Source organism: Stenotrophomonas sp., from assembly GCF_059505245.1.
The window spans coordinates 201993-226368 of the sequence record NZ_JCACKF010000045.1; the positions used below are offsets into that span (position 1 = coordinate 201993).

General features: G+C 67.0%; 22 protein-coding genes. 12 read left to right on the forward strand and 10 right to left on the reverse strand.

Features of this window, described 5'->3' with window-relative positions; translation table 11 throughout:
- Positions 1–151: 151 nt before the first annotated feature.
- Positions 152–991: an acid phosphatase gene (locus AC5JLE_RS18515; protein ID WP_100450846.1), complete on the forward strand. Its 840-nt coding sequence runs from the start codon at positions 152–154 to the stop codon at positions 989–991.
- A gap of 171 nt (positions 992–1162) precedes the next feature.
- Here AC5JLE_RS18515 and AC5JLE_RS18520 read toward each other — a convergent pair whose 3' ends face one another.
- Complete coding sequence (locus AC5JLE_RS18520) at positions 1163–3433, reverse strand: TonB-dependent receptor (protein ID WP_049408885.1); 2271 nt, start codon at positions 3431–3433, stop codon at positions 1163–1165.
- A gap of 157 nt (positions 3434–3590) precedes the next feature.
- Here AC5JLE_RS18520 and AC5JLE_RS18525 point away from each other — a divergent pair, with 157 nt between their 5' ends.
- Both AC5JLE_RS18525 and AC5JLE_RS18530 read left to right on the forward strand, forming a co-directional pair.
- Positions 3591–4610 (forward strand): TIGR00266 family protein, encoded by a 1020-nt coding sequence (locus AC5JLE_RS18525; protein ID WP_032962348.1) that lies wholly within the window; start codon positions 3591–3593, stop codon positions 4608–4610.
- 203 nt (positions 4611–4813) lie between these two features.
- Positions 4814–5806 (forward strand): patatin-like phospholipase family protein, encoded by a 993-nt coding sequence (locus AC5JLE_RS18530; protein WP_032958418.1) that lies wholly within the window; start codon positions 4814–4816, stop codon positions 5804–5806.
- Between the two features lie 39 nt (positions 5807–5845).
- Here AC5JLE_RS18530 and AC5JLE_RS18535 read toward each other — a convergent pair whose 3' ends face one another.
- Positions 5846–6331: an Lrp/AsnC family transcriptional regulator gene (locus AC5JLE_RS18535; RefSeq protein WP_014645428.1), complete on the reverse strand. Its 486-nt coding sequence runs from the start codon at positions 6329–6331 to the stop codon at positions 5846–5848.
- Between the two features lie 125 nt (positions 6332–6456).
- Here AC5JLE_RS18535 and phhA point away from each other — a divergent pair, with 125 nt between their 5' ends.
- A complete protein-coding gene (gene phhA / locus AC5JLE_RS18540) occupies positions 6457–7350 on the forward strand; it encodes a phenylalanine 4-monooxygenase (RefSeq protein WP_496065532.1) in 894 nt (297 codons plus the stop codon).
- Between the two features lie 106 nt (positions 7351–7456).
- Here the strand turns inward: phhA and AC5JLE_RS18545 are convergent, their stop codons facing one another.
- Complete coding sequence (locus AC5JLE_RS18545) at positions 7457–8512, reverse strand: LacI family DNA-binding transcriptional regulator (protein ID WP_041862907.1); 1056 nt, start codon at positions 8510–8512, stop codon at positions 7457–7459.
- A gap of 240 nt (positions 8513–8752) precedes the next feature.
- On the opposite strand from AC5JLE_RS18545, the gene AC5JLE_RS18550 reads away from it, so the two are divergent.
- The 4 genes from AC5JLE_RS18550 to AC5JLE_RS18565 all read left to right on the forward strand — a co-directional run bounded on the left by AC5JLE_RS18550 (position 8753) and on the right by AC5JLE_RS18565 (position 11783).
- Complete coding sequence (locus tag AC5JLE_RS18550) at positions 8753–9343, forward strand: cysteine dioxygenase family protein (RefSeq protein WP_014645425.1); 591 nt, start codon at positions 8753–8755, stop codon at positions 9341–9343.
- Positions 9344–9460: 117 nt separating this feature from the next.
- Complete coding sequence (eda, locus tag AC5JLE_RS18555; protein ID WP_414614039.1) at positions 9461–10099, forward strand: bifunctional 4-hydroxy-2-oxoglutarate aldolase/2-dehydro-3-deoxy-phosphogluconate aldolase; 639 nt, start codon at positions 9461–9463, stop codon at positions 10097–10099.
- Positions 10100–10195: 96 nt separating this feature from the next.
- Complete coding sequence (adhP, locus tag AC5JLE_RS18560) at positions 10196–11224, forward strand: alcohol dehydrogenase AdhP (RefSeq protein ID WP_014645423.1); 1029 nt, start codon at positions 10196–10198, stop codon at positions 11222–11224.
- Between the two features lie 166 nt (positions 11225–11390).
- Positions 11391–11783: a hypothetical protein gene (locus AC5JLE_RS18565; protein ID WP_014645422.1), complete on the forward strand. Its 393-nt coding sequence runs from the start codon at positions 11391–11393 to the stop codon at positions 11781–11783.
- A gap of 75 nt (positions 11784–11858) precedes the next feature.
- Here the strand turns inward: AC5JLE_RS18565 and ligD are convergent, their stop codons facing one another.
- The 3 genes from ligD to AC5JLE_RS18580 all read right to left on the reverse strand — a co-directional run bounded on the left by ligD (position 11859) and on the right by AC5JLE_RS18580 (position 15838).
- Positions 11859–14351, reverse strand: a complete 2493-nt coding sequence (gene ligD / locus AC5JLE_RS18570) for a DNA ligase D (RefSeq protein ID WP_496065533.1) — start codon at positions 14349–14351, stop codon at positions 11859–11861.
- 3 nt (positions 14352–14354) lie between these two features.
- Positions 14355–15275: a non-homologous end joining protein Ku gene (ku, locus tag AC5JLE_RS18575; protein ID WP_049408879.1), complete on the reverse strand. Its 921-nt coding sequence runs from the start codon at positions 15273–15275 to the stop codon at positions 14355–14357.
- 164 nt (positions 15276–15439) lie between these two features.
- Positions 15440–15838 carry a hypothetical protein gene (locus AC5JLE_RS18580; RefSeq protein ID WP_014035432.1) on the reverse strand — a complete coding sequence of 133 codons (399 nt, stop codon included), beginning with the start codon at positions 15836–15838 and terminating at the stop codon, positions 15440–15442.
- A gap of 146 nt (positions 15839–15984) precedes the next feature.
- On the opposite strand from AC5JLE_RS18580, the gene AC5JLE_RS18585 reads away from it, so the two are divergent.
- Positions 15985–16329 (forward strand): hypothetical protein, encoded by a 345-nt coding sequence (locus tag AC5JLE_RS18585; protein WP_496065534.1) that lies wholly within the window; start codon positions 15985–15987, stop codon positions 16327–16329.
- A 79-nt stretch (positions 16330–16408) separates the two neighbouring features.
- Here the strand turns inward: AC5JLE_RS18585 and AC5JLE_RS18590 are convergent, their stop codons facing one another.
- Positions 16409–18502, reverse strand: a complete 2094-nt coding sequence (locus tag AC5JLE_RS18590; RefSeq protein WP_496065535.1) for a TonB-dependent receptor family protein — start codon at positions 18500–18502, stop codon at positions 16409–16411.
- Between the two features lie 171 nt (positions 18503–18673).
- On the opposite strand from AC5JLE_RS18590, the gene AC5JLE_RS18595 reads away from it, so the two are divergent.
- The 3 genes from AC5JLE_RS18595 to AC5JLE_RS18605 all read left to right on the forward strand — a co-directional run bounded on the left by AC5JLE_RS18595 (position 18674) and on the right by AC5JLE_RS18605 (position 22049).
- Positions 18674–19876 carry an amino acid aminotransferase gene (locus tag AC5JLE_RS18595; RefSeq protein WP_014645417.1) on the forward strand — a complete coding sequence of 401 codons (1203 nt, stop codon included), beginning with the start codon at positions 18674–18676 and terminating at the stop codon, positions 19874–19876.
- Between the two features lie 340 nt (positions 19877–20216).
- Entirely contained in the window at positions 20217–21233 is a 1017-nt protein-coding gene (locus AC5JLE_RS18600; RefSeq protein ID WP_032957939.1) for a class 1 fructose-bisphosphatase, read from the forward strand.
- A 108-nt stretch (positions 21234–21341) separates the two neighbouring features.
- Complete coding sequence (locus AC5JLE_RS18605; protein ID WP_496065536.1) at positions 21342–22049, forward strand: 2OG-Fe(II) oxygenase; 708 nt, start codon at positions 21342–21344, stop codon at positions 22047–22049.
- Positions 22050–22105: 56 nt separating this feature from the next.
- Here the strand turns inward: AC5JLE_RS18605 and AC5JLE_RS18610 are convergent, their stop codons facing one another.
- The 3 genes from AC5JLE_RS18610 to AC5JLE_RS18620 form a co-directional block, all read right to left on the reverse strand.
- A complete protein-coding gene (locus tag AC5JLE_RS18610; protein WP_164110156.1) occupies positions 22106–23197 on the reverse strand; it encodes a PA0069 family radical SAM protein in 1092 nt (363 codons plus the stop codon).
- Positions 23198–23339: 142 nt separating this feature from the next.
- Positions 23340–24083, reverse strand: a complete 744-nt coding sequence (locus AC5JLE_RS18615; RefSeq protein WP_014645413.1) for a pyridoxine 5'-phosphate synthase — start codon at positions 24081–24083, stop codon at positions 23340–23342.
- Between the two features lie 9 nt (positions 24084–24092).
- Positions 24093–24362: a hypothetical protein gene (locus tag AC5JLE_RS18620; RefSeq protein WP_014645412.1), complete on the reverse strand. Its 270-nt coding sequence runs from the start codon at positions 24360–24362 to the stop codon at positions 24093–24095.
- Between the last annotated feature and the right edge of the window lie 14 nt (positions 24363–24376).

Here is a 24376-nt window from a genome sequence, read left to right on the forward strand (position 1 = left end):
CTGCGCCCGGATTCAGGAGACTGACGACACTCGATGACGTTTTTCATACTGCCCCGATGACCATGCCGGGTCTGGCCGTATGACCGATGGCCACTGCGGTGTCGCATACGGGCTGCGATCATGACGCGATGTTTTTCCTCTGGAGCCGTCCATGTCGCTGATTTCCCACACCGCCCGCCCACTGCTCGGTCTCACCGTTGTCGCGGTCCTGGCTGGCTGCGCAGCCACCGCCAGCAAGCCGACCGCCGTCGAAGCCAACATCACCACCAAGGCGGTGGGCTATCTGGACACGAGCGCGGTTCCGGCCAGCCTGGACCTGGTGCCGGCACCACCGGCGGCCGGTTCGGCCGCCCTCGCCCTGGACGAACAGGTCAGCCGTGAAGCCCGCGCGCTGCGTGGCAGCCCGCGCTTCGCCCAGGCCGGCGTCGATGCGGAACTCGGCTTCCCCGAAGGCGCCAACCACTTCTCCTGCGCCGCCGACATCGACGTCGATGCAGTGAAGACCCCGGCGCTGTACCGACTGCTGGAGCGCAGCCGGATCGACGCCAGCGCCGCCACCAAGGCGGCCAAGAACCACTACCAGCGCCCGCGCCCGTTCATGGTCAACGGTGAGCCGACCTGCTCGCCGAAGGACGAGGACGGCCTGCGCAAGAACGGTTCCTATCCGTCCGGCCACACCTCGATCGGCTGGGCCTGGGCCCTGATCCTGTCGGAGATCGCGCCGGACCGCGCCGATGCCATCCAGGCCCGCGGCCGCAACTACGGCGAGAGCCGCCTGGTGTGCAACGTGCACTGGCAGAGCGACATCCTCGAGGGCCGCTTCATGGGCGCGGCCGCCGTGGCCCGCCTGCATGACAACGCTGCCTTCAACAAGGACCTGCTGGCCGCACGCAAGGAGATCGAGGCGGCGCGCAAGGCCGGTCGGCACTCCAGCCGCGACTGCGCCACCGAGAATGCGGTGTTGAAGATCCGCCCGCAGAGCGCGCTGTAAGTGATGGTCCGGGGTCAGAGCCCTTCCCTGCGGAAAGGGATCTGACCCCGGCGCGGAATGCCGACCCCATCGGGGTCGGATCCCTTTCCGCAGGGAAGGGCTCTGACCCCGCACAGCAGAAGGGCCGGCATTGCGCCGGCCCTTCTGCATTGCATCAACGCAGCCACCGCATCAGAACTTCGCGGTGAACTCCACGCCCCAGGTACGCGGCTCGTTGAGGAAGCCGGTCAGGTTGTTGAAGTCGATCGCGCCGACCACGCGGGTCTGGTTGGTCAGGTTGCGACCGAACACCGCCACGTCGTACTGGCCGTAATCCCAGTTGTAGCCCAGGCGCAGGCCGCCTTCCAGCGAACTGCGGCCGCGGAATTCCGGCGACTCGTAGATGAAGAAGTTCACCGCACTGCGGTAGGCCCAGTCGGTGTAGGCGTACAGCTCGCTGCCATCGCTGAGCGGGAAGCCCACGCGCAGGGTCGCGTTGTGGATCCACTTCGGCGCCTGCGGCAGCGGGTTGCCGTTCACCAGCGCATAGGTCTGGCCGTTGATCACCGTGGTCGGGTCGGTGATGGTGCAGCCACCGCCGCAGATCGCCACCGCCAGGTTCTTGTCCTTGATCTCGGTGTCGTTGTAGCTGCTGCCGAAGGTCAGCAGGACGTTGTCGGCCAGGTAGGCCTCCAGGTCCAGCTCGACGCCCTGGCCGATGGTCTTGTCGGCGTTGAGCAGGGTGGCGGTGTTGTTGCTGCCGCCCACCGCGATCAGCTGCTGGCCATCGACGTTGTAGCGGAACACGCTCAGGCCCAGGCGCGCGCGGCGCTCGAACAGGTCGGCCTTGATGCCGGCCTCGTACGAGATCACCTTCTCCGAATCGGCCTGCGACAGGCCTGGCGCGAAGGCCAGGCGGCCCTGGATCGACGGCGCGCGGAAGCCCTTGGCCACACGGGCATAGGCGTTGATGTCGTCGGTCAGCTTGTAGACGCCGCTGAGGTCCCAGCTGACGTCGTTGACGTCGGTGTTGGCCAGGTACGGGCCACTGACCGGGGTGCCGAACGGAACGGCCTGCAGCACGCTGGCGCTGAAGTCCTTCTTGTCCTGGGTGTAGCGCACGCCGGCACGCAGCTTGAAGCGGTCGGTGACATCGAAGTCACCCGAGGCGAACACCGCCCAGGCCTTGTTGCGCTGGTTCTGCACCACGTGGCCGGTCTGCGGATTGCCCGGGGCCAGCGAGTCGTAGTTGAAGTTGTTGATGGTCACGTCTTCATCGAAGTAGAAGACGCCGGCCTGCCAGTCGAAGCGGCCCCACTCGTTGGACTCGATGCGGACTTCCTGCGTCCACTGGCGGTGATGCGGCAGGCCGTCAGCCGACTCCGACGAGAACGGAATCAGGCCGGGGCCGTAGTTGCCGGCGCCAAGGAACGCCGCGCCGTAGCCACCGTCGATGTCACCCCGGTTGAGCGATTCGGCGGTTTCGTAGCCGGTGATCGAGTGCAGCGTCACCGAGCCGAGGTTCCACTGCAGGCGCGCGCTGCCACCCCAGGTCTTCAGGTCGGAGAAGTTGACGCCGTCGTTGGCCACCTTGTCGCGGTCGAAGTTCTCGACCAGCGAGTTGCCACCCTTCTCGATGATGTTAGCGCGGAACAGGCGGGCGGTGCCATTGAGCTTGCGCTTGTGCAGGTTGAACAGCGCTTCGAAGTCATCGCCTTCGTACAGGAACTGCACGCGGCCGGCGGCTTCGTCATAGCCTTCGAAGCCACTGTTGGGAGCGCCGACGCGGGTGTTGTCGACCCAGTCATCGCGGCGCTGGTAGATCGCCGAGACGCGTGCCGACCAGCGATCGGTCAGCGGGCCGCCGTAGGCGCCCTGTACGTTCCAGCTGTTGTAGCTGCCGTAGCCGACGCGGATGTAGCCATCGGCATCCTGCGACGGACGCGCCGAATCGAACTTGACCACGCCGGCCGGGGTGTTGCGGCCGAACAGCGTGCCCTGCGGACCACGCAGCACTTCCACGTTGGCCAGGTCGAACAGCGGGAAGCCCTTCAGCAGCGGGCTTTCCTGCACCACGTCGTCATACACCAGAGACACCGGCTGCGAGGCATTGAGGTCGAAATCGGTGTTGCCCAGGCCGCGGATGTAGAAGCGCGGGAAGGCACGGCCGTAGGACGACTCGATGTTGAGGCTGGGCACGCGCGCGGCCAGGAAGCGGATGTCATCGCCGGCCGAACCGAGCACATCCAGCTTCTCGCCCTGGATCGCGGAGAGCGCGACCGGCACGTCCTTGGCGTTCTCGACACGGCGCTGCGCGGTCACCTGCAGGGCGTCGAGGGCAACCGGATCCTTGGCAGCGGGGGTTTCCTGGGCGGCTGCTACCAGCGGCAGCAGGGCGGAAAGAGCGGCAACGAGGGGGCGCGCGACCGGAAATCGGCCACGGGAAGTGCGGGTCGGGGACATGGCGGTAGGCTGTGTTTGGAGGGGTGGTAAAACGGCGCTACCAGATAATTGTTGCAATACAGCACCTACGCCGCAAATGCCCGCCGTTCATGGCCCCGTCGCCGGCACCCCCGGGCGCTCGCTAGACTCGGGGTTTCCACGCGACGGACCCGCCGCCATGACCCAGTGGTACTTCCATGCCTCCGCCCAGGCCGAGCGCATCGGCCCGCTTGATGACGGGGCCGCACGCCGCTACGCGCAGGCCAATCCACGCGCCCTGGCATGGTGCCAGGGCATGAGTGGGTGGACGCCGATCGCCGAGGTGGCCGAGCTGCAGGCTCCAGCCCCGGGCATGCCCAACACGCCGCCGCCGGTCCCGGTCCCCGCCGGCGCCGGCGGCCGCGCCGACGACATCGAGTTCCGCATCGTCGGCCATGAAATGCAGTTCGTGGAGATCGAGCTCGACCCCGGCGAGAGCGCCATCGCCGAGGCCGGCGCCTTGATGTTCAAGGACGCCACGGTGCAGATGGACACGGTGTTTGGCGCTGCCAACGGTGACCAGGGCGGCTTCATGGGCAAGGTGATGGCCGCCGGCCGCCGTGTGCTGACCGGCGAGAGCCTGTTCGCCACCGTCTACACCCAGAGCGGGCATGGCAAGGGCAAGGTCGCCTTCGCCGCGCCCTACCCCGGCACGGTGCTGGCGATGAAACTGGACCAGCACGGCGGCCGCCTGATCTGCCAGAAGGACAGCTTCCTGGCCGGCGCGCGCGGCGTGCAGATCGGCGTGCAGTTCCAGCGCAGGATCATGACCGGCCTGTTCGGCGGCGAGGGCTTCATCATGCAGAAGCTGGAAGGCGACGGCTGGGTGTTCATCCACGCCGGCGGCTGCGTGATCGAGCGCGAGCTGGCCGCCGGCGAGCGCCTGGACGTGGATACCGGCTGCGTGGTGGCCTATCACTCCAGCGTGGACATGGACGTGCGCCGGGTGGCCGGCATCAAGAGCATGCTGTTCGGCGGCGAAGGCGTGTTCCTGGCCACGCTGACCGGCCCCGGCAAGGTCTGGCTGCAGTCGCTGCCGTTCTCGCGCCTGGCCGGCCGCATGTGGATGGCCGCACCGCAGGGCGGCGGCCAGAGCCGCGGCGAAGGCTCGGTGCTGGGCGGCCTGGGCCGGATGCTGGATGGTGACAACCGGTTCTGACCCACTCATTTGGTAGGTGCCAACCTTGGTTGGCACATTCCTTCAGCGCGCGACCAGGCATTTGTGCGGACCAAGGTCCGCACCCACCAGAAGCGATTCACGTTTTTTTGCTGAATAGGGAGTTCCCCCCACCCTGCCCGCCCCGCCACGGCTTCGGTATGCTGGCGCCCTTTCCTGAATCCAGCGCCGCGAGCGCACTGCCGATGAGCCTGTTCCGCCCCCGCATGCTGCTGTCCGTCGCCCTGATCGGCCTGCTGGCCGGCTGCGGTGGCGACCCGGTCCGCCCCACGCCGCCGCCGGCGCCGACCGTGGTGCCGCAGGCCAAGCCGATCAGGATCGGCATCGCCCTCGGTGGCGGCGCGGCCAAGGGCTTCGCGCACATCGGCGTGATCAAGATGCTGGAAGCCAACGGCTTCGAGCCGGCCGTGGTCTCCGGCACCAGCGCCGGCAGCGTGGTCGGTGCGCTGTATGCCAGCGGCATGGACGCCTTCCAGATGCAGAGCAAGGCAGTCGCGCTGGACGAAGCCAGCATCCGCGACGTACGCCTGTTCTCCGGTGGCCTGGTGCAGGGCCAGAAGCTGCAGGACTACGTCAACGAGCAGGTCGCCAACCGTCCCGCCGAGCGCCTGAAGAAACCGTTCGCCGCCGTTGCCACCCAGCTGGAAACGGGCGAGCGCGCGATCTTCGTGCGCGGCAACGTCGGCCAGGCGGTGCGCGCGTCGAGCAGCATCCCCGGTGTGTTCGAGCCGGTGAAGATCGGCGGCCGCAATTACATCGACGGCGGCGTGGTCAGCCCGGTGCCGGTGGATGCCGCGCGCCAGCTCGGCGCCGACTTCGTGATCGCCGTGGACATCTCCAGCAAGGCCAGCGGCAAGGCACCGACGGACATGCTGGGCATCGTCAACCAGTCCATCTCGATCATGGGCCAGCGCCTGGGCGAGCAGGAGCTGGCGCGCGCCGACATCGTCATCCGTCCGAAGGTACTGGACATCGGCGCCGCCGATTTCAGCCAGCGCGGCACCGCGATCCTGGAAGGCGAGAAGGCCGCAATGGCGGCCATGCCGCAGATCCGCGCGAAGATCCAGCAGTTGCAGCGCGCGCGCGCCGCCGCAGCGGCACCCGCGCCGGTGGCCGCACCAAAGTGCGAGGAAGCCTCGCGCCTGGGCAAGCTGATGGGCCGCAAGGACAAGTGCTGATCCATTGATGCCAGGCCACCGGGCACGCCTGGTGGCTGCTCAGGGCTCCAGCTGCGACAACGGCAACGCCTGGAAACCCTTCACCGTTCGCAGCACGAAGCTGGAATTGGCATCGGCCACGCCGCCGGCGTTGAGCAGCCGGTCCAGCAGGAAGTGCGAGAAGTGCTCCAGGTCGCGCACGTAGACGTGCAGCAGGTAGTCCATGTCGCCGGTCAGCGCATGGCAGGCCACCACCTCGTCCCACGCTTGCACGCTGTCCACGAAGTGGCCGATGGCGGCCTGGTCATGCTTTTCCAGCTGCACGCGCACGAAGGCCTGCAGGCCCAGGCGCAGCTGGCGCGGTTCCAGCCGCGCGCCATAGCCGACGATCACGCCCTCGCTTTCCAGCCGCTGCAGGCGGCGCAGGCAGGCCGAGGGCGAGAGGTTCACCCGTGTCGCCAGCTCGGCGTTGGTGGCGCGCCCATCCCGCTGGATTTCAGCCAGTAGACGTATATCCGTGCGATCGAACTGGACTTCTCCGGCCATTGTTGCCCCGCAACATGGTGAGTACGCAAGGATATTGCGCCAACAAGGCCAATCGACGCAACTTTTGCAACCCTGTTGCGCGCGCCCTGCCCTAGCATCGTGGGTATCCCGTCAAGGAGTGCCCCATGGACCTCGCCCAGCCCCGCCGCGTCGAACACCAGCAGACCGACAAGGGCTACGTGCCGGTGTATACCACCGCGCTCGTCGAGCAGCCGTGGGACACCTACAGCGCCGATGACCACGCCACCTGGAGCACGCTGTACCAGCGCCAGCGCGAACTGCTGGTCGGCCGCGCCTGCCAGGAGTTCCTGGACGCGCAGGACGAGATGGGCATGAGCGCACACATGATTCCGCGCTTCGACCAGCTCAACGAAGTACTGGGCGCCGCCACCGGCTGGACCCTGGTCGGCGTTGAAGGCCTGCTGCCGGAACTGGATTTCTTCGACCACCTGGCCAACCGCCGTTTCCCGGTGACCTGGTGGATCCGTCGCCCGGACCAGATCGACTACATCGCCGAACCGGACCTGTTCCACGACCTGTTTGGCCACGTGCCGCTGCTGATGAACCCGGTGTTCGCCGACTACATGGAGGCGTACGGCCGTGGCGGCGTCAAGGCCCACGCGATCGGCCCGGATGCACTGCAGAACCTGACCCGCCTGTACTGGTACACGGTGGAATTCGGCCTGATCGATACGCCCGACGGCCTGCGCATCTACGGCGCCGGCATCGTGTCGTCGAAGGGCGAGTCGCTGTACTCGCTGGAGTCGCCCGCGCCCAACCGCATCGGTTTCGACCTGCAGCGGATCATGCGCACCAAGTACCGCATCGACACCTTCCAGAAGACCTACTTCGTCATCGACAGCTTCGAACAGCTGATGCAGGCGACGTCGCCGGACTTCACCCCGATCTACGCGGCACTGGCCGACCAGGTGCATCTGCCGGCCGGTGATGTGCAGGACGACGACCGCGTGTTCCAGAAGGGCACGGGTGAAGGCTGGGCCGACGGCGGCGACGTGTAAGCGCGTAACGCACACCGCTTCGCAGTGGAAACGGCGCACCCTGGTGCGCCGTTTTCGTTGTTGCCTGCACCGTTCTGTCGCGACGGCGCAGGCGAGGGCAGGACACTCAGCCGTCCACGGCCCGGCAGGAACCGCGCACCATCAGTTGCGGATGCACGCTGGCCGCAGCCGGCGCCTCCGGTACGTCGGTCTGCACCAGCATCGCGGCAGCCATGCGGCCGATGTCGGAGACGTGGCGGCGTACCGACGTCAGCGGCGGCCACAGCCGCGACGCCAGCGGGCTGTCGTCGTAGCTGACGATCGACAACTGCTGCGGCACCGCGATGCCCGCACGCAATGCCACCTGGTAGACGCCCGCGGCGATTTCGTCGTTGCCGGTGAAGATCGCACTGGGGCGTTGTCCGCCCATCAGCAGGCGTTCGGCGGCATGCACGCCGGACTCGAAGGTGTCGCCCGCTTCCAGCACGCGCTCGCCCGGCAGGGTCACGCCGACCTGGGCCAGCCGATCAAGGAAGCCGTGGGTCCGCTCGCGGGCAGCGCGCCGGTCACCGGGACCGGCAATCACCGCGATGTCGCGGTGGCCGAGCGAGAGCAGGTAGCCCGCAGCAGCAGCAGCACCATCGCGATCGTGGGTGACCACCGCCTGCACGTCTTCTTCCGACGCATGCGCGTTGATGCGGATGTGGCGGCAGTCGATCGCGTCGAGCATCTGCGCCAGCGCCATCGATTCGGAGGCGCGCGGGCCGAGGATCACGCCATGCAGTTTCTGCTGCTGCACGAAACGGCGCACGCCGTCCGCACAGTCCGGATCCTGGCTGTTGCACGGGTGCACCACCAGCTCATAGCCGGTGCCGCGCAGCGCTTCCAGCGCGCCGTGCTGCAGGTCGACAATGCATTGGGCGCCGGGGTCGTCATACACCAGGCCGATCAGGAAGGAGCGGCGGAACGCGAGTCCGCGCGCCAGCGGGTCGGGCACGTAACCGACCTCGCGCATCAACGCCTCGACCTTGTCGCGGGTGTCTTTGCGCACCAGCGGCGAGTTGTTGATGATTCTTGAAACCGTTTTCTTGGAAACTCCCGACAGTCGTGCGATGTCGTTGATCGTGGCAGCCTTGCCTTTCGATGCCGGCAACGCGGCATCGCTCATATTTCGCACTGACATGTATAGAACCAGGTAAGTCGGAGAATTCTAGCCTTGCACCCGTCGGATGCGAAGTTGCGGAACGTTGCAGCGGATCTGAATCGCGTCGTGTTCGACACGTTTTGCTTCGCGAGGTTCCCTTGTGATCGCTCTAGTGCCTCTGCATCTGAACCGTTCTTCTGCGCGTGTTCACCCTGAATGCGGACGCGACGCGCGCGAACGCCAACATTCCCTTAACCATGCTCCGCTACAGTCAGGTGCATGGACCTGCAGACCTCTCCGTTTCCGCCGTTCCGTGGCCGCGACCGGTTGATCGCTGCGGTCGACGCCGCGGTGACCGCCGGTGATGCCGGGCGCATCACCGCCGACCTGCAGCTGGCGCTGCAGGAAGCCATAACCGACAGCCGCATCGAATTGCCCGAGTGCGTGCATCGGCCGGTCAGTGATCATTACGCGCGACGTCCGCTGTACCACAGCCGCGAACACGGCTACAGCGTGATCGCCATGAGCTGGGGCCCAGGGCAGGGCACGCCGCTGCACGACCACGATGCCATGTGGTGTGTGGAGGGAGTGTGGTTGGGCGAACTGGAGATCACCCGTTACGAGCTGCTGGAGCGCGCCGGCGAGCGCTGGCGTTTCCACCGCCACGCCACGCTGCGCGGAGGCTGCGGCAGTGCCGGCAGCCTGATCCCGCCGCACGAGTACCACACCCTGCGCAACGCCAGCGACGACGCATTGGCGATTTCTGTGCACGTGTACGAGTCGCAGATGGAGCGCTCGGCGGTGTTCGACCCGCTCGGTGGCGACTGGTACCAGCGCCGCATCCAGGCGCTGCAGGCCGACCCGGCCTGACCGGGGCAGGGCGGGGCGACGCTGCCAGCACCTTCGTGAGCCACGTGGCATCATGCGCCGCTGCGCTGCCGTACCCGGCGGCGATCCGCGATGCCCCGTCGGGCAAGGAGCAAGACCATGTCCAGCGCTGATCCGCGCCTGCGCGCGCTGTTGAAGCTGTCACCGGTGATCCCGGTGTACACCCCCGAAGATGTGAATGAAGCGGTCGACGTCGCCCAGGCACTGTTCCGCGGCGGCCTGCCGGTAATCGAGGTCACGCTGCGCACGCCGCAGGCGCTGGATGCGATCAAGGCGATGGTCGAGGCCGTGCCGGACGCGGTGATCGGTGCCGGCACCGTACTCGACGCCGCGCAGATGCAGGCAGCAAAGCAGGCCGGCGCGCGATTCGCGGTGTCCCCCGGTGCCACGCCGGCGTTGTATGCGGCCGCGCGTGATGCCGACCTGCCGTACCTGCCCGGTGCCGCCACCGCCTCGGACCTGATCCTGGGCCTGGAGCATGGCCAGGACACCTTCAAGTTCTTCCCGGCGGTACAGGCCGGCGGCGCCGCGCTACTGGCCGCCTGGCACGGTCCGTTCGCCGATGTGCGCTTCTGCCCGACCGGCGGCATCAGTGCGCAGACCGCGCCGCAGTTCCTGCACCTGCCCAACGTGCTGTGCGTCGGCGGTTCGTGGCTGACCACCCCGGCACTGCTGCAGACCCGCGACTGGGAGGCGATCGAACGCCTGGCCCGCGAGGCGTCCGTGCTGGCCAGCTGAACCTGCTCCGCGAATCTTCAAAGGTTTGATCGTGATCAAAGCGCCGGCCTCGTGCCGGCGTCATTCTGTGGGCAAGCGCACTACGGAGATCCGAACATGAATTCGACCATGAAGGCCGCTGTCGTGCGTGAGTTCGGCAAGCCACTGGTGATCGAGGAAGTCTCGGTACCACGCCCGGGGGCGGGCGAGGTACTGGTCAGGATCGAGGCCTGTGGCGTCTGCCACACCGACCTGCACGCCGCCGAGGGCGACTGGCCGGTGAAACCGAACCCGCCGTTCATCCCCGGCCACGAGGGCGTGGGGCACGTCGTGGCCGTGGGAGGCGGGGTAGGGCACGTCAAGGAAGGCGACAGGGTCGGCATCCCCTGGTTGTACTCGGCGTGTGGCCATTGCGAACACTGCCTGGGTGGCTGGGAAACGCTGTGCGAGACACAGCGCAATACCGGTTACTCGGTCAACGGCGGCTTCGCCGAGTACGCACTGGCCGATGCCAACTATGTCGGCCTGCTTCCGAAGGACGTGGGCTTCGTCGAGATCGCACCGGTGCTGTGCGCCGGCGTGACCGTCTACAAGGGCCTGAAGGTCACCGACACCAAGCCCGGCGACTGGGTGGCGATTTCCGGCATCGGTGGCCTGGGCCACATGGCGGTGCAGTACGCCCGTGCGATGGGCCTGAACGTGGCTGCGGTGGACGTGGACGACAACAAGCTGGCATTGGCCCGGCAGCTGGGTGCGCAGATCACCGTGAACGCGCGCACCACCGATCCGGCCGCCTTCCTCAGGAAGGAGATCGGCGGCGCGCACGGCGCCCTGGTCACGGCGGTCTCACCGAAGGCGTTCGAGCAGGCACTGGGCATGGTCCGCCGTGGCGGCACCGTCTCGCTCAACGGCCTGCCGCCCGGTAATTTCCCGCTGGACATCTTCGGCATGGTGCTCAACGGCATCACCGTGCGCGGCTCGATCGTCGGCACCCGGCTGGACCTGCAGGAGTCGCTGCAGTTCGCCGCCGAAGGCAAGGTCGCGGCCACCGTCAGCACCGACCGCCTGGAGAACATCAACGACGTGTTCGCGCGCATGCACGCGGGCACCATTGAGGGCCGCGTGGTACTCGACTTCGCTGCCTGACCGCCCGTGCATGGCCGCCGTCGCTCCGTCCCCCTCTCCCACGGACGCGGCGGCCATGCCGATTCATCGGTAGTGCCGGCCGCTGGCCGGCAAACCCCAGGCGGTTCGGTAGTGCCGGCCGCTGGCCGGCAACGCGGGCAGTCTGTGGCCGCCGTACAATGCGCGCATGCCCGGCCTGCTCAAGACCCTGTTCCTGTCCATCGTCGCCCTGATCGGCGGCGTCCTGTCGCTTGCGCTGGTCAGCAGCGTCGCCAGCTGGCTGCCCCCGTTGCTGGGCCTGTCGCCGGACAACAACAGCGTGCAGCTGGGCTGGGACCTCACCTTCAGCGTTCTTGGTGGCATCGCGGGCGTTTCCTTTGCCACCTATTACGCCCCCTGCTGGCCGCGTTCGCATGGCTTCTCGATCTGGTCGCTGATCGCGCTGGGCTGTGGCTACGCGATGTGGACGGCCGGTGCGGATTTCCCGTTCTGGTTCGTCATTTCGCTGCTGGCATCGCTGCCGCTGCAACTGCTGGCCGGTTGGTGGTTCGGCCGCCGCGCCTCGCGCGACGCAGGGTAACGCCGCCTTTGTAGAGCCGAGCCCATGCTCGGCTTTCATGCACATCGACACATGCAGCCTAGCATGGGCTCGGCTCTACAGGTCCATGCGCGGCAGCGTCTGCTTCAACTGCGTGATGCCCTGCCATGGGTCACTCTTCAGGCGTTGCGCCCTCGCCAGCGCCTTGCCCATGGGAAAGGCGTCGGCGGCACTGATACGCGCCAGTTCCTCCCAGCGCAGCGGCACTGCCACACCGGCGGAATCGCGCGCGCGCAGCGACCACGAGCACACGCTGGTGGCCCCTCGGGTGTTGCGCAACCAGTCGATGAAGATGACGCCACTGCGCTTGGCCTTGCTCATCGTCGCCACATAGCGATCAGGTTGCTCCTTTGCCATTGCCTGCGCAAAGGCCTCGCAGAACGCCTTCGCCTCGTCCCAGCCGGCCTTGGGCTGCAGCGGTACCACCACATGCAGCCCCTTGCCGCCAGACAGCCGCACGAAGCTCTCCAGGCCCACCTGCTGCAGACGATCACGCACATCACGTGCACCCGATTTCACCTGTGCCCAGCTGACGCCGTTGCCAGGATCGAGATCGAATACCAGTCGATCCGGATGCTCGGTGTCTGCTACGGTCGCACCCCACGGATGCAGCTCCAGCGTGTTCATCTGCACCAGCTGCAGCAGGCCCCGTGCGTCGTCGATATAGACATAGTCCTCGCGGCCGCTCTTCTGCTGCAGGGGCACCGCGTGCACCGCGTCGCCCAGGCCGGGGCCATGATGCTTCTGGAAGAAACAGGCCTTGCCCACCCCATCGGGGCAGCGCAGCAATGACAGCGGCCGTCCGGCAATTTCGGGCAGGATCCAGCGCGCCATGCGCCGGTAATAGTCGGCCACGTCGCCTTTGCCCAGTCCCTGACTGGGAAACACCACCCGCTCCGGATGCGTGATCTGGACCTCACCCCCGGCTTCAGCAACTGCTGTTGCGTTGCTCATTCCCAGGTCCTCCTTCTGCTTGTCGCTGCGCAGCCGCTTGAAACTGGCCTGGCGCAGCAGGCCTTCCTTGCCCCAGCCACGGAACGCCACTTCCGCCACCGTCACCGGCTTCACCCAGCGCACGCTGGCGGCGCGGAACGGCACATGCGCCGGAAGCTGCAGCACGGGCGTCTTTACTGCCAGTGGCTGCAATGCCTTGAGCAGCGCGCGCAGGTTCTCGTCGTCGAAGCCGGTACCGACGCGGCCCACATAGCGCAGACCCTCCTTGTCCGGCGTTGCCAGCAACAATGATCCGAAACCCACCCGCGAGCCCCTGGGGGCCGTGTAGCCGACAATCACGAACTCGTCGGTGTCTTCGTGCTTCACCTTCACCCAGCTGCGCGCGCGGGTATTCACGTACGGGGCATCCACCTGCTTGCTGACGATGCCTTCGAATCCGGCCTGGCCACTGGCATCGAACACCTGCGGGCCCTGGTCGATCACATGTTCGCTGAAGGCCAGGATGCCGGGCACCGGTCCGATGAGATCCTTCAGCAGCGCTTTGCGTTCCAGCAATGGCGCACGACTGATGTCCGCGTTGGCCACACCCGGAAGATCGAACACGATGTAGCGCAGCGGTTGCTTCGAGCTTCCATCGATCACGCGCTGCAACGCTGCGAAATCGCTGCGCCCTTCCTTGTCCAGCACCACCAGCTCACCGTCCAGGCGCGCATCGCGCACCGGCAGCGCCTGCACGGCCTGCACGACCTCGGGGAAGTCATCGGTCCAATCCAGGCCATTGCGGGAGCGGAGCTTCACCTCGCCGTCGTGCAGATCGGCCAGCAGGCGATAGCCGTCCCACTTGATCTCGTGCAGCCAACGCGCGCCGTCCGGCGCGCTGTCGCGATGATCGGTCAATTGCGGTTTGAACCCATGCGGGTAGGGCGTGTCACGTGCGCCGTCCAGTTTCAGCGCGCGCGCATGCCAGCGTGCATCGGCCTTGCGGGTAGCCGTGCGTGCGGCGGGCACAGCACGCCCTGCCTTCCCCTCAGTGCGCTTCATCACGGTGGATGCGCGCTTGGGCACGTGCGCGTCCAGCAGATCGTCTGCTTCGGCATCGCGCGCCTGCTCGTCGTCGCGCTTGATCAGCAGCCACTGCACCTGGCGTCCCTTCATTGCCGTGCGCACCAGCTTCCAGCCACCGGCCAGGCGTTGTCCATGCAGTACGAAGTCGATCTTTCCAGCTGCCAGCGCCTGCAGTGGATCGCCTTCGCAGGCCCAGGTGCCCTGATCGAACACCTCCACGTGCCCCGCGCCGTAGTGGCCTTCGGGAATGTCGCCCTCGAAGCCAGCGTAGGACAACGGGTGATCTTCCACTTCCACGGCCAGCCGCTTCTCGCCGACGCGAAGCGAAGGACCTTTCGGCACCGCCCAGCTCTTCAGCACGCCGTCCATCTCAAGGCGGAAGTCATAGTGGCGCGAACTGGCATGATGCAGCTGGATGACGAAGGTTGGCCGCCGCTGCGGATCACCGCGTGCGGGTGTGTCGTCAGGCTCCGGCGTCTGCCCTGTGCCTCCGCCAAGCCGGCGCTTGCGCCGGTACTGGTGCAGCGACATGGTTCAACCTGCCTTGCGCCGTGGTGCGGCCTTCTTTGCAGCCTTCTTCGTTGTCTTCTTTGCGGCCTTCTTCACCGTCGACTTTGCGGCTGCCTTGCGCGTTGCGGTCTTCTTCGCCGGCGTGCGCTTGTTCGCATCCAGGCTCTTCTGCAGCAATGCCATGAAGTCGACAACGTTCGTTGTCGCATCCTCGTGTGGTGCGGGCTCATCTTCCACCCGCGTGGTGCCGCCCTTGGACTTGATGCGCTTGTTCAGCACCTGCTGCAGGCGCTCGCGGAATTCATCGTGGTAGTGCGATGGGTCCCAATCGCCGGACATCGACTCGATCAACTGCTCGGCCATCGCCGTTTCCTTGCTGGTGATGCGGTAGTCGGACAGCTTGCCGGCAGGCAGCTTGTAGTCCTCGGGATCCACCAGTTCCTGCGGATAGCGCAGGATCATCAGCACCAGCGCGTCCGCATGCGGCATCACCGCACACAGGTACTCGCGCGTGCGCACCACCACCCGGGCAATGCCTACCTTGCCGGTACTGCGCAGCGTTTCGCGCAGGAGCACGTAGCCCTTTTCGGCCTTCTTGCCGGGCACCAGCAGGTACGGCTTCTCGTAGTAGCGCGGGTCGATCTGCGCTGCGTCCACGAAGGATTCCACCTCCACCGCTTCGTGGCTTTCCGGCGCCGCCGAGCGGATGTCGCCTTCCTCCAGCACGACATAACTGCCCTTGTCGTACTCATAGGCTTTCACGATGTCCTTCCAGGGCACTTCCTCGCCGGTGTCGGCGTTGACCCTTTCGAAACGGATCGGCTTGCGATCGCGCGAGTCGAGCATGCGGAACTGCAGGTCAACCTTGCGTTCGCCGGACATCAGCGACACCGGCACATTGAGCAGTCCGAAGGACAGCGTACCGGTCCAGATCGGGCGGGCCATGGACGCACCTTTGATGGGGCAGGGCACCCAGCTTCGGATGGGCGGTGTAAACCACCCGTGTCGATACCGTGCACGTGGGTTCCACGCAGGTGCGGTAGTGCCGGCCGCCGGCCGGCAGAGCTCGCGGCCTGAAGTGTCCTGGGGTTGCCGGCCAGCGGCCGGCACTACTGCAGCAACGGCCTCACCGCCGCCGCCGGAATATGGTCCAGCGCGCGCCAGGCGTCCTCCACCACCGGCCGCGCCTGCGACCAGCCCAGCCGCGACTGCCCGCGCATCTGTTCCCAGTGCTCGGCCAATTCCTCGCAGGTATCGGCAGCGTCACCGCGCGGCCAGTCGGCAGCATGGGTGGTCAACGCGAAGGCATAGACCGGGCACAGGTCACGCCAGTTGCGATGACTTTGCCCGCGACGTTCCTCGTAGTCACTGAGCATGTACTGCAGATAGTCCTGGGCCACCGCCTGCGGATCCTCATGGCGGCGCGTGCGGCGCTGCGCGGTACGTTGGCCGAGCGGATCGAGCAGGGCGTTGAACACGGACGGTGCGGGTCGTTCAAGACGGGGCATGGCCGGCTCCTGCAGCGGGGGCGGGTGGGCAGGAATACGCGCGGTGCCGTTACCAGCGGGTGAGCGAGATGTTCATGACGCCAGGTTCGCGGCGGCTTTACCTGCGTCGCGGTGTAGTGGGAACCCCGAGCGCAGGTAGCCAGACCATGAGCCGAGAGACCTCCCGCGACCCGCTGCGCGCAAACCACCCGCCCATTCCGGGCGAGCAGCGCGGCAAACGCGATGCCGACAACGCCGACTACCGTGGCACCGGCGCACCGTTCTTCGATGCCGAGCACGGGAGCGACCATCTGCCGGTGAAGCACGAGGCTGAACAGGCAGCGCAGGACCCCAAGGATGGCGGTGACCGCCATCGCGGTGGCCAGGAAAGCCCGCTCAAGCGCCGCGAACGCAAGCAGCGCGCCAGCGACAACCAGGACGAAGCGCTGGAGGAGACCTTCCCGGCCAGCGACCCGACATCGCCGTTCGTGCCAGCCAAGGCCCCCGACTGACGGGTAGTGCCGGCCGCTGGCCGGCAACCTTCTGACGTCCTGCACGGCGCGATGCCGGCCAGCGGCCGGCACTACCCCTTCAACGCCACGACCATTGCAGGCCGACGTTGGCCCGCCGTCCCGGTCCCGGTTCGTAGAAGCGCCCGTTGCCATCGTTGACGATCACCGAGCCTATGTAGGCCTGGTCCAGCACGTTCTCCATCCGGGCGAAGGCGCGCAGCTCGCCACCCGGCAGGGCCCAGCGACGGCCGCCTTCCAGATGCAGCAGGGCGAAGCCGGGCGCGCGTTCGGTCGCCGCGTCGTTGACTACGGTATCACTGCTGGCGGAGGCCTCCAGCGCCCACTGCCACTGGCCGGGCGACCATTGCAGCCGGGCAAAGGCCTGCTGGCGCGGTACCCCGGGCAGGCGGCTGCCGGCGGCAACCAGGGTGTTGGAGGTGAGGTACGGCGAACGCGCCTGCGCCTGCAGCCAGGTCCACGCCAGCTGCAGCTCCAGCTGCTCGGCCAGCGGCTGGCGATACTGCAGTTCCACACCCTGGCGGCGGGTGCGGCCGATGTTGCGATACGTGCTGCGACCGCCGATGTTGCTGGCAACTGCCAGCTCATCGTCGGTATCTGCACGGAACAGGCTGACATCGAGCTGGGTTCCATCCTGTGCGTGCCACTTGCTGCCTAGCTCCAGGCTGCGGCTGCGGGCGGCCGCCAGATCCAGCGCCAGACCCGCCTGACCATCGGCGCGATACCCCAGCTCGTTGAAGGTGGGGGTCTCGAATCCACGCCCCACGGCGGCATGCAGGCGCCACTGCGGGCTGGCCTCGAAGCTGACGCCTGCCACCGGCGTGGTCGCCTGGTAGCGCCGGTGGCCACTGTCATCCGGGTTGCGGGGGGTGAAGTAGCGATCGTCCGAGTCGAAGCGCACCGCGCTGTGGCGCACGCCGGCCAGCAGCGACCAGCGCGGGCTCCATTGCCACCAGGCCTGGGCGAACTGGTCCACGTTCTGCACGGTATCGATCTGGTCACGGCGCAGGCGCCCGCGCACCCCGAGGGCGCTGCCCACGAAGTTCTCGTAGCCGGTGCGGTGCTGGCGCTGGCGGTCGGCGCTGAGCCCGGCCACCAGGTCCAGCGGCCGGCCGGCGAGGTCGCCGTGCCAGCCCCAGCGCGCGTCCAACCCGCCATACCCGCCCTGCAGATCGATCACGCCGCCGGCATGCAGCGGGCTGTTGGTCTGGGGTGCCGGCGGAATCGGCAGGTATTGGGTCACCGTGCGTTGGCCGGCGTAGCCCATCAATTGCCAGCGCTCTGCCCCGGTCTCCCGGGTCCAGCGCAGGCCAGCCTGCTGCTGGCGCACCGATTTGCGGGTGTTGTACTGGTGCGCGACTGCCGTGGCCTGGCGCGGATCAGCCGCCACCTGGGCACGGCTCAGGCCCAGCGGATCCTGCGCATCGGGGGCATCCAGCGCATTGAGCAGCAGCTCCAGCCGCCCACCGCCCAGATCACCACCAATGCGTGCGTTGAGCGATTCGCGGCGCGCACGGCTGTGGTCCCGCCAGCCATCGGTGCGGAAGTGGTTGGCCGCGATGTTGTAGTCCAGCGCTGGGCCGGCACCCTTGAGCTGTGCGCCGACACTGAGGGTGTTGTCGGCGCCGGCATTCACGCGCAACCGCCACGGGTCACCGGCCTGGCCCTGCGCGCTCCAGACCTGCAGCACGCCGCCGGAGGAATTGCCGTACAGCGCCGAGAACGGCCCGCGCAGCACCTCGATGCGCTCGGCGCCCAACAGGCTGGCATGCGACAGCTGGCCCTGGCCGTCAGGCATGGTGGCCGGCACGCCGTCGATCAGCACCCGCAGCCCGCGCACGCCGAAGGTCGAGCGTGCGCCGAAGCCACGAATCGACAGCTGCGTGTCCTGGGCGAAGTTCTGCCGGTCACGTGCCAGCAGTCCGGGGACCCCGGCCAAGGCCTCAGACAGCTGCGCACCGGTGCCCGCGCGGCTGGCGTCGATCCAGACCGTGTCCTGGCTGGCCGGCAGCGCGAGCGGATCGATGCCCGGCACCCGGGCGGCCTGTACCTGCACCGCAGGCAGGGCGGTGGGCGCAGGCTCGGCCACCGCCGTCCAAGGCGACAGCAGCAGGGCGGACAGCGGCAGGCAACGGCGTCGTGCGGCGGGATTCATGATTCAGGTTGATGGATCGGGCGGCAACGCACGCCATGGTACGGGGCCGGGGATGACGATGGCGGCGGCCAGCCCCGGCAGGCTTTGTTACGATGGGCTGTTTCCGGCCGAAAAGCCGCGGACCGCGTAGCGCACTTCCTCCCCCTTTCCGTCTACCGAACGAGTACCGCCGTGTCCTTCTTTGCAAACGTGGAACTGGTCCCAGGCGACCCGATCCTGGGCCTGACCGAGGCGTACAACGCCGACAGCCGCCCGACCAAGGTCAACCTGGGTGTGGGCATCTACTACGACGAGAGCGGCCGCATTCCGCTGCTGCGCGCCGTCAAGCAGATCGAGCAGCAGCTCGCCGCTGAAGCCAAACCGCGCGGCTACCTGCCGATCGATGGCCTGCCGGCGTACACGCAGGCGACGCGTGAGCTGGTGTTCGGCAAGGATTCGCCGCTGCTGGCCGCCGGCCGCGTGACCACCGCGCAGACCGTTGGTGGCAGCGGTGCGCTGCGCGTCGGCGCCGACGTGCTGAAGAAGCTGCTGCCGCACGCCACCGTTGCGCTGAGCAACCCGAGCTGGGAAAACCACCGTGCGGTGTTCAGCGCCGCCGGTTTCGAGGTGCTGGATTACACCTACTTCGACCCGGGCACCCATGGCGTCGATTTCGACGGCATGCTGGCCGACCTGGGCAAGCTGGAAGCCGGCACCGTGGTGCTGCTGCACGCCTGCTGCCACAACCCCACCGGCGCTGACCTCACGGTCACCCAGTGGAAGCAGGTCGCGCAACTGCTGAAGGACAAGCAGCTGTTCCCCTTCATCGACATGGCCTACCAGGGCTTCGACAAGGGCATCGAGCAGGACGGCGCAGCGGTGCGCATCATCGCCGAAGCTGGCATCGACAGCTTCATCGTCGCCAACTCGTACTCCAAGTCGTTCTCGCTGTATGGCGAGCGCGTGGGTGCGCTGTCGATGGTGGCGCCGACCGCCGCTGACGCCAAGGCCGTGCAATCGCAGGTCAAGCGCGTGATCCGCACCATCTACTCCAGCCCATCCACCCACGGCGCTGCACTGGTGGCCGGCGTGCTGACCAACCCGGAACTGCGTGCGATGTGGGAGCAGGAGCTGACCGAGATGCGCGAGCGCATCCACGCCCTGCGCCACGGCCTGGTCGAGAAGCTGGCCGCTGCCGGTGCACCGCAGTTCGGTTTCATCAACGAGCAGGCCGGCATGTTCTCCTACTCCGGCCTGAGCCGTGAGCAGGTCGAGCGCCTGCGCGACGAGTTCGGCATCTACGCCGTCGGCACCGGCCGTATCTGCGTGGCCGCGCTGAACCAGAACAACCTGGAATACGTCGCCAAGGCCGTGGCCACCGTCGCCAAGGGCTGAAGCAACGCTCCAGTAGCTTGAGGACAAAGGCGCCGAAAGGCGCCTTTGTTTTTTGCTTTTGCTCTTGCCTTTGCCATCCCCACCGCGCTCGCGGCGAACCCTGAAGCGCGTGGGAGGGGGAGGTGATGCAGGACCGTTGGCGCCATGGATGGCGCCATCGAGCTTACATGGACGTACTTGCAGCGTGTCCTGCATCGCCTCCCCCTTCCACGCGCCTCGACAAAAGGAAGGCGCCACAAGCGCAACGCATCTGGAAACGATTACGCCTTCCCGCGCTCACGCACGCCCCCGCCAGACGGGCGACAATAGGCGTTTTCCCGCTGCCGAGACCTGCCCGCTCATGTCCCGTACTTCGTTGACCCGCTTCCTGATCCAGGAACAGCACGCCGGCCGCATCAATGCCGACCTGCGCCAGCTGATCGCGGTCGTCGCCCGCGCCTGCACCAGCATCTCCATCGCCGTCAGCAAGGGCGCCCTCGGTGGCGTGCTCGGCGACGCCGGTACCGGCAACGTGCAGGGTGAAGCGCAGAAGAAGCTCGACGTCATCAGCAACGAGATCCTGCTCGAAGCCAACGCCTGGGGTGGCCACCTCGCCGCCTGCGCCTCGGAGGAAATGGACCACAGCCAGCCGGTGCCGGACATCTATCCCCGCGGTGATTTCCTGCTGCTGTTCGATCCCCTCGATGGCAGCTCCAACATCGACGTCAACGTCTCCGTCGGCACCATCTTCTCCGTGCTGCGCTGCCCGACCAATGTCGAGCTGCCGGGCGACGACGCCTTCCTGCAGCCGGGCAGCAAGCAGATCGCCGCCGGCTACTGCATCTACGGGCCCAGCACCCAGCTGGTGCTGACCGTCGGCCATGGCACCCACGCCTTCACCCTGGACCGCGAGAAGGGCGAGTTCGTGCTGACCACCGAGAACATGCAGATCCCGGCGGCCACCCAGGAATTCGCGATCAACATGTCCAACCAGCGCCACTGGGAAGCGCCGATGCAGGCCTACGTCGGCGACCTGCTGGCGGGCAAGGAAGGCGTACGCGGCAAGAACTTCAACATGCGCTGGATCGCCAGCATGGTGGCCGACGTGCATCGCATCCTTACCCGCGGCGGCATCTTCATCTACCCGTGGGACAAGAAGGACCCGTCCAAGGCCGGCAAGCTGCGCCTGATGTACGAAGCCAACCCGATGGGCCTGCTGGTCGAGCAGGCCGGCGGTGCCGCCTGGACCGGCCGCGAGCGCATCCTCGACATCCAGCCCGACCAGCTGCACCAGCGCGTGCCGGTGTTCCTCGGTTCGCGCGAGGAAGTGGCCGAGGCCGTGCGCTACCACCACGCACACGACGACGCACAGGGCTGACAACCGATCGCCTGACAGCGGTCATGGCAGATCGATGACATGACCGTGGGGTGACACCGAGGGCGGCAAACGGCACCATCAAGCCGTTGCCGCCTAAGGAATGCACGCATGCACCAGCAGGGCCCGGTCGATTTCATCGAAGTCATCCACAACGCCGTCCCCAGCGAGGTCTGCGCGGCGATCGTCGAGCGCATGCGTGCGACGCGTGGCCTGCTGCCCGGTGCGGTGGGCAGTGGCGTGTTCCCGGAACTCAAGCACAGCAAGGATCTGCGCATCAGTGGCCTGGACGGCTGGCAGGATGTTGATCAGCAGCTGCAGCTCGCGGTGTTCAACGGCCTGCTGACTTATCTACGCCGTTATCCACAGGCGTTGATCGCGCCGCTGATGTTGCAGATCCAGGACAGCAACGGCCAACCGCGACGCCTGTCTGCCGAGGACTTCCCCGACATGCCGCAGCAGCAGCTGGCCGATCTGGCCCGCACCTGCCTGCGCCCGGGTGCGATCAACCTGCAGTGGTATGCGGCGGGCGAGGGCGGCTACCCGTACTGGCACTGCGAGCTGTACCCGAAGGATGCGCAGGCCGAGACCCTGCACCGGCATGTGCTGTGGACGCTGTACCTCAACGACGACTTTGACGAAGGTGAAACCGAGTTCCTGTTCCAGGGCCGCAAGATCGCGCCGCGTACCGGCAGCCTGCTGATCGCCCCGACGGCGTTCACCCACACCCATCGTGGCAACCGGCCGCAGGGTGGCGACAAGTTCATCGCGACGAGTTGGATCCTGTTCCAGAGTGCGCAGAAGTTGTTTGGGGGGTAATGCCGAGCTGCTCGTCGGCCGCGTATGTAGAGTCGAGCCATGCTCGACTGATGGACTCAGAACAACGAGCCCTGCGGCGACTCCTTCTTCGGCGGCAGCGGCTTCTGGAAACGGCTGCAATCCAGCTTCGGCCAATGGCTGTTCTGTGCATTGAAGCCCAGACGCTTGCGTGCCAGCTTGAAGCGGTTGTTCAACAGATCGGCATACACGCCCTGGCCACGCATACGCGTGCCGAACTGGCTGTCGTAGTCCTTGCCACCGCGCAGCTGCTGGATGGTGCTCATCACGTGCGCAGCGCGATCGGGATGGTGCGTATCCAGCCAGTCGCGGAACAGCGGTGCCACTTCCAGCGGCAGGCGCAGCAGCACGTAACCGGCGGTGCTCGCACCTGCGTCGTGCGCAGCCTCCAGCACGGCTTCCAGCTCGCTGTCGTTGATCCAGGGAATCACCGGCGCCACCATCACACCGACCGGAATGCCGGCGTCATGCAGGCGCTTCATCGCGCGCAGCCGTGCATGTGGCGCTGATGCACGCGGTTCCAGCTTCGCGGAAAGATGCGGGTCCAGCGAGGTCACCGAGAAGTGCACGCTGACCAGGTTCTCCGCGGCCAGCGGCGCGAGCAGATCGATGTCGCGCTCGACCAGTGCGTTCTTGGTGATCAGCGAGAACGGATGCCGGGTCTCCAGCATCACTTCAATCAGCTGGCGGGTCAGCTTGAACTTGCGTTCGATCGGCTGGTACGCATCGGTGTTGATGCCCAGTGCGATCGGCTGCGGCACATAGCCCGGTTTCGACAGTTCCTTGCGCAGCAGCTGCGGCGCATTGGTCTTGGCGAACAGCTTGGTCTCGAAGTCCAGCCCCGGCGACAGGTTCAGATAGGCATGCGAAGGGCGGGCGAAGCAGTACGAGCAGCCGTGCTCGCAACCGCGGTAGGGATTCACCGATTGACTGAAGCCGACGTCGGGCGAGTTGTTGCGGGTGATGATGCTGCGCGCGGTTTCGGCGCGTACTTCGGTGCGCAGGCGCGGGGCGAGGAACTCTTCGCTTTCGTCGACCGCCCAGCCGTCGTCCACCGCCTCGCTGACGGTGCTTTCAAAGCGCCCGGCAAGGTGGGACGTGGAACCTCGGCCCTTGATCGCAATACCCATTGCGGCAGGGTACGTCGTGGCCGTCTCAATGGCTGCGACGGCCGCCTGAAGGGTTCAGGGCGAGGCTGAGCCGAGCATGGACTCGGCTCTACAGTTGATGCAGAGACCTTGTGGAGCCGAGCCTACGCTCGGCTGCAATGCATCAAAGCAGCGCCAGGTACCCGCGCACGGTGGCATCCAGCCCGTCATACAGTGCCTCGCCGATCAGCGCATGACCGATCGACACCTCCAGCACCTCCGGCACGTGGGCCAGGAAGTCGCGCAGGTTGTCCTGCGACAGGTCGTGGCCAGCATTGACACCCAGGCCGACGGCCTGCGCTCGTCGGGCAGCAGTGGCGAACAGCGCCAGCATCGCATCGGCATCGCCCGCCGCATGCGCCTCTGCATAGGGCCCGGTATACAGCTCGATGCGGTCCGCCCCCACCTCGGCTGCCTGCTCCAGCAATGGGTTGCCCGCGTCAACAAACAGGCTGACCCGACACCCCATGGCCTTCAGCGCAGCCACCAGCGGACGCAGGCGCTCGGCATCGCGTTCGAAGTCGAAACCGTGGTCGGAGGTGATCTGGCCATCATCATCGGGGACCAGGGTGGCCTGCGCCGGACGGGTCTGTTCGCACAGCGGCAGCAGCCCCGGGTAGCCCTCGCGCGGCGGCGCGAACGGATTGCCTTCGATGTTGAATTCAACGCCACGCGCGCGGGTCAGCGTGGACAGGGCCAGCACGTCCTCGGCGGTGATATGCCGGCGGTCCGGCCGCGGATGCACGGTGATGCCATGCGCGCCGGCATCCAGGCAGGCCTGGGCGGCGCGCACCACGTCCGGTTCGGCGCCGCCGCGCGAATTGCGCAGGACGGCGATCTTGTTGACGTTGACGCTGAGCTGGGTCATGGAACGGGACTACTTGGAAAGAGGGGACGGGTCGTGGTCGTTGTGGTCGTCAGTGCGGCGGGCCTGGGCCTGTTCGCGCAGGCGGCGCAGCTCCTCGGCATCGATCAGCGTGGCCGGGTCGCGCTGCAGGTCACCGAAGCGGGCCACGTAGCGGCCGCGCACCCAGGCCAGCAGGAAGCCGAGCGCCGCCAGCAGGCACAGGGTCATCAACCCCGCGCTCGGGGTCTTCAGGGCGAAGGCAAAGCAGCCCAGCGCCAGCAGCAGGTACAACCAGTACATAGTCGGGCTCCCCG